Source organism: Pseudomonas edaphica (assembly GCF_005863185.1).
GTDB lineage: Bacteria > Pseudomonadota > Gammaproteobacteria > Pseudomonadales > Pseudomonadaceae > Aquipseudomonas > Aquipseudomonas edaphica.
In genome coordinates this window covers 1-5,094 of sequence record NZ_VBVZ01000455.1, presented here as the reverse complement: position 1 = coordinate 5,094, position 5,094 = coordinate 1, and the positions used below count along the sequence as shown (strand labels likewise).

At 60.4% G+C, this 5,094-nt stretch carries 5 protein-coding genes; 2 read left to right on the top strand and 3 right to left on the bottom strand.

Annotated elements, in window-relative coordinates; genetic code table 11:
* Window positions 1-369 precede the first annotated feature (369 nt).
* Window positions 370-1,005, top strand: coding sequence for a hypothetical protein (locus tag FEM54_RS24040; RefSeq protein ID WP_138453387.1), 636 nt, complete (start codon window positions 370-372; stop codon window positions 1,003-1,005).
* 58 nt (window positions 1,006-1,063) lie between these two features.
* Here the strand turns inward: FEM54_RS24040 and FEM54_RS24035 are convergent, their stop codons facing one another.
* On the bottom strand, window positions 1,064-1,933 hold the full coding sequence (locus FEM54_RS24035) for an isocitrate lyase/PEP mutase family protein (RefSeq protein ID WP_017135623.1): 870 nt from the start codon (window positions 1,931-1,933) through the stop codon (window positions 1,064-1,066).
* Between the two features lie 280 nt (window positions 1,934-2,213).
* Here FEM54_RS24035 and FEM54_RS24030 point away from each other — a divergent pair, with 280 nt between their 5' ends.
* Complete coding sequence (locus FEM54_RS24030; RefSeq protein ID WP_138453386.1) at window positions 2,214-3,155, top strand: cupin domain-containing protein; 942 nt, start codon at window positions 2,214-2,216, stop codon at window positions 3,153-3,155.
* Window positions 3,156-3,292: 137 nt separating this feature from the next.
* Here FEM54_RS24030 and FEM54_RS24020 read toward each other — a convergent pair whose 3' ends face one another.
* Both FEM54_RS24020 and FEM54_RS24015 read right to left on the bottom strand, forming a co-directional pair.
* The gene (locus tag FEM54_RS24020) at window positions 3,293-4,189 is read right to left on the bottom strand and encodes a LysR family transcriptional regulator (protein WP_017135625.1); all 897 of its coding nucleotides are present in this window, start codon (window positions 4,187-4,189) and stop codon (window positions 3,293-3,295) included.
* A gap of 37 nt (window positions 4,190-4,226) precedes the next feature.
* On the bottom strand, window positions 4,227-5,094 hold an 868-nt coding region (locus FEM54_RS24015), incomplete at its 5' end, for an efflux RND transporter permease subunit (protein WP_171045888.1).

Sequence of the window (5,094 nt, the reverse complement as noted above, 5' to 3'; positions counted from 1 at the left end):
ATACTTCTAAGTCGCCATCAGTAGTGGCTATATGCTTGCGTTCGTCTAATTATTTGTTTGTAACAAGACTGTTGCACTTGCGCTCCAATAATCCTTCCCAGAGTGGCGTGAAAGACACACTGCGAGAAGGTGGACGTGGGAAATCCCAACGCCAATTACTGACGCAAGGCGCAACACCATCACTGTGGCGAGGGAGCTTGCTCCCGCTGGACTGCGCAGCAGGCCCGTTTTTCAGGGACGCTTCGCGCCCCAGCGGGAGCAAGCTCCCTCGCCACAATGGTTGCCTGTTTTACTTGGGTTGCAGTTGCGGCGCAGAACCCATGCCCTATCATGGCGCCCATCATCCTCTCTGAAAGGACCAGAGGCCTCATGAAAAAAGCGTCATGTATCCTGCTCGCTACCGTTTTATTGGGGCTTAGTGCCTCAGCGCTGGCGGCCGAAGGTTTTATTGGCACCGGCATCAATACAGGGAACGGTTATGAGCCGGACGGCCACGGCGGCCTTAGAGGTACCGGGGGAAACCTGGGCGGTGACTACGCGTTGCAAGAAGATGGATCACTCAGGGGCACCGGTAAAAATATGGGCAAAGGCTATATTCCCGCCGATGACGGTGGCCTCAAGGGCATCGGCTACAACAATGGCCGCGGGTTCAGCCCGGACGGTTCGGGCGGGTACAAGGGCACAGGTTTTAACTCAGGTGAGGATTACCGGTCTGACGGCAAAGGCTATTTCCGTGGCGACGGCAAGGCCTCAGGCGCCAGCTGGCGCTCCGATGGCAACGGCGGGTATGAGGGCACCGGCGAGTACCGCAAGCGTGGGTACAAGTCCGATGGTCGGGGCGGCTATGTAGGCACCGGCAAGAACGAGGGCAGGGGGCTTGAGTCCGATGGTCGCGGTGGTTTTATCGGCACGGGCTTGAATGCGGGGGGCGGCTGGGAGCCAGATGGAGACGGCGGCTACAAAGGCACGGGTAATAATCGCGGGGAACGCTGGAGGATTGATTGAAGCAGCCCTCACCGTGAGTATCCGGTGCTGATTGCAACAATCAGCACCGTTGCGGCAATTACTCTTTAACGTCCATGAACTCTTCAGCCCACGCCACATAGCTTTCCGGCAACGTGTAGGTATGGGTCAGCTCCGTAGCGCTGAGGTTGGACGTGCTGCTGGTCAGCTTGCGCTGGGCGCGCAGGCTGTCGTAAGTGGCCTTGATCGACGCAAAGTAGGCGCCGTGGCCGGCCACCACGATGCGCACGCCCAGGGCCGCCAGACGCTCACTGTCATTGAGCTGTGGGTTGCCGTAGGTCACCAGCATCAATGGCACCGTCAGGTTGGCGGCGATCTGCTCAAGGTGGTCGAAGTCTTTGACGCCAACCATGCAGATGCCGTCGGCACCGGCTTTCTCATAGGCCTTGGTGCGTGCGATCACATCTTCGGTCGGCAGCACACCGGCGTTGGTGCGCGCGATGATCGACAGTTCAGGGTCGACACGCGCTTCAAGCGCCGCCTTCACTTTGCCGATCCCTTCTTCGACGGAAATCAGGTCGGTGGATTTGCGCCCGAACTGCGCCGGCAACAGCGTGTCTTCAATGGTCAGCGCGGCCACACCGGCACGCTCAAGCTCTTCGACGGTGCGCATCACGTTCAAAGCGTTGCCGTAACCGTGGTCGGCGTCGGCAATAAACGGCAGTTGGGCGACGCGGCCGATGCGGGTGGCCTGTTCAACGAACTCACTCAGTGTGATCAACGCAAAATCGGGGGCTGCAAGTACCTGCAACGAGGCGACCGAACCACCGAGGATACCGACTTCAAACCCCAGATCGGCGGCGATGCGCGCGGACATGGGGTCGAAGACGGAGGCGGTTTCAACGCAGATTTGTTTTGCAAGCAGTTCACGGAAGTTGCGGCGCAACGCTGAGTGAGAAATCTTTGGCATGTTCTTTCCTGGCTTTGGTCATCGTCATGTGACGATCAATGTCTATTCGTGGTGGCGCCAAGATTACCACGCAGAGGAACCTGGGATTATGACGTTTGAGCATGAGACAGGCGCCGAACACATGGATCATCGGTTCACGCTCAGGCGCTGGACAGGCCGATTGCACCGTCGCAGGGCAAAACCGCCCCATCCTGCACAACTGCTGTGCCGGCGGAGTGCTTAATCTCTACAAACGCGATGCCTATAGTGGATTCAAACCCGCCCAAGCCTGAGGTGAACCATGAACAGCGAGTTCAAACCCGACCTGACCGATACAGTGCCAAACGAGCAAGTGGACGCCGAGTACTTCGAGTACAGCAAGGCGGCCAACCCGATCAGCGCCAACCTGATTACCCGGATTCCCTACCACAGCTTCCCGGCCTCGCTCTACGACAGCGGCGCCTCGCGGGTGGTCGCGCTGGACCTCAGCCAAGCGCTGGGCTGTGAAGGCCCGGCGACCGGGCCAGGGTTGTGCGCCAATTTTATCCGGTTGAACGCCGGTGACGCCCTGGACCTGCACCCCAATGCGACCTCACAGGTGTTTTATGTCATCGCAGGCGAAGGCCGCGTGGTGCAGGGCGAACATGAGATCCAATGGTCCAGCGGTTGCTTTATCGCGCTGCCTGGCCTGCAGCCCGCGCGTTTCAGCGCTTCACAGGATGCACGCCTGTACTACGTGCATGATGAACCGCTGTTGCGCTACCTGGGCGTGATGCGCAGCACTGATCGCTTTGTGCCGACGTTGTATCCCGCCGCGCTGGCCAACCAGAAGCTGCGGGAAGCAGCGGATGACCCCCGCGCCCAGGACCGCAGCCGCATCAGCATTTTGCTGGGCAACCGCAATTTCCCCCAGACCCGAACCGTCACGCATGTGCTCTGGGCCATGTACGGCATTCTGCCGGCGGGCTCGATCCAGAAACCGCACCGGCACCAGTCGATTGCGCTGGACTTCATCATCAACTGCCCCGAGGGTTGCTATTCGCTGGTGGGCACGGAGCTGGACGCTGATGGCCAGATCCGTAATCCGGTGCGGGTGGACTGGTCGCCGGGGCTGGCGTTCGTGACACCGCCGGGTTACTGGCATGCGCATTTTAACGAATCCGATACCGAGGCATTCCTGATCCCTATCCAGGACGCCGGGCTGCAAACCTACCTGCGGGCGCTGGATATCCGCTTCAGCTGACAGTACTCGGTCAAAATGTGGGAGCTGGCTTGCCTGCGATTGCGTCAACTCGGTATGCCTGATGTACCGAGGTGCTTGCATCGCAGGCAAGCCAGCTCCCACAGGTTTTGCTTTAGTGCCAGCCGCTCAGGTCGGCCTTATTTCCAATAGGGCGTTTCACCCAGTTGCTCGACGACAAAGTCGATAAAACAGCGCACCTTGGACGACACGATCCGCTTGGGCGGGTAGACAAACCACACCGCAAACGCCTGTTCAGCCCCCAGAATGCTCCAGTGCGGCAACCAGACCTGCAACTCACCCGTCTCAACGCTTTTGCTCACCAGCCAATCAGGCAGCAAGGCAAAGCCCAAGCCTTGGCGTGCAGCGAGCAACTGCGCGTCCAGGTCGTTGATGCGGATACAGTCGCCGTATACCAGCGGCAGGACTTCACCACCGGCCTCGAAGGCAACATCATGCGTGCTCAGGATGGCGGGCAGGCCGGCCAGGTCTGCCGGAGTCGACGGGGCCGCGTGCTGCGCACAAAACCCCGGGCTGGCCACCAGCAGGTACTTTCCCGCGCAGATCTTGCGCGCCTTGAGCGTGGAGTCGGGCAGGGCGCCAATCCGAATGGCCAGGTCAACGCCTGCATGAATCAGGTTGACTTGGGCGTTATCCAGCACCAATTCCAGCTTGATTTGCGGGTAGCGCGCCAGGAACACGTTCAAGACCGGCAGGATATGGTGCCGGGCAAACGCCGGTGGCAAATTGAGCTTGAGTACCCCTCGGGGTTGCTGGTTGAGCGCCGAAGTGGCTGCCTTGGCTTGCTCCAGCTCATCCAGCACACGGCGGGCGTGCAGCAGAAACGTCTGGCCGCCTTCGGTCAGGTGCAGCGTGCGTGTCGAGCGGTTGAACAGGGCGATGCCCAAGTCCTGCTCAAGATCCTTCACATAGCGCGAGACGGTAGACGCCTTGATGCCCAGTCGCTCAGCCGCCCGGGAGAAATTATTGCCTTCGGCGGCCTCGACAAAGGCGGTTAGCGCAGCGAAATAATCCAAGTGCCGCCTCGGTGGTCAGCGTGGGTGAGCGCTCAGGTTACCGGCTGTGGTCAGGCACCGCCACGGGCACGGATCCCGGTTGTTCGGCGTCCTTATGATGGGTTTCACCAATAAACATATACATCGCCGGCACCATAAACAGCGTCAGCAACGTGCCAATCGACAGCCCGCTGAAGATCACCAGGCCCATATCATGCCGCCCCGCAGCGCCAGCGCCCGACGCCCACACCAAGGGCACCACGCCCAACACCATGGCGGCGGTGGTCATCAGGATCGGCCGCAGCCGCACCGCCGCCGCTTCTTCAATCGCCTCACGCTTGCTGTGACCAGCGCGCTGCAATTCGTTGGCAAACTGCACGATCAGGATGCCGTGCTTGGTGATCAGCCCCAGCAACGTCACCAAACCGACCTGGGTGTACACGTTGATCGAGGCGTAGCCCATGGTGATAAAGGCCAGGGCGCCGAACAGGGCAGGCGGCACCGAGAACAGAATCACCACCGGGTCGCGAAAGCTCTCGAACTGGAACGCCAGCGCCAGGTAAACGATCAGGATCGAAAACAACAGCAGCCCGACGAAGCCGCCAGACTCCTGAATGAACTGGCGCGACTCGCCGGAGAAATCCGAGGTGTAGCCCGACGGTGCCACGTTGGTGAGGATGGTATTGAGCTTGGCCAGCAACTCGCCCTGGGCCACGCCGCTGACGCCCGATAGCGTTGCCGAGTTGAGTTGCTGGAAGTGGTTGATCGATTCCGGCTGGGTCGAGGTCTCGATGTGCGCCACCGTGCGCGCCTGGATCATGCTGCCCGATGGCGTGCGGATGTAGTAATCGAGAATCTGGCCCGGGTTGAGGCGGTCGACTTGCAGCACCTGGGGAATGACTTTGTAGGAGCGCCCGGCGGTGGAG

Bases quoted from the DNA above. Each gene is read 5' to 3' on its own strand.
- FEM54_RS24040 (WP_138453387.1), top strand. From the start codon at position 370: ATGAAAAAAGCGTCATGTATCCTGCTCGCTACCGTTTTATTGGGGCTT.
- FEM54_RS24035 (WP_017135623.1), bottom strand. From the start codon at position 1,933: ATGCCAAAGATTTCTCACTCAGCGTTGCGCCGCAACTTCCGTGAACTG.
- FEM54_RS24030 (WP_138453386.1), top strand. From the start codon at position 2,214: ATGAACAGCGAGTTCAAACCCGACCTGACCGATACAGTGCCAAACGAG.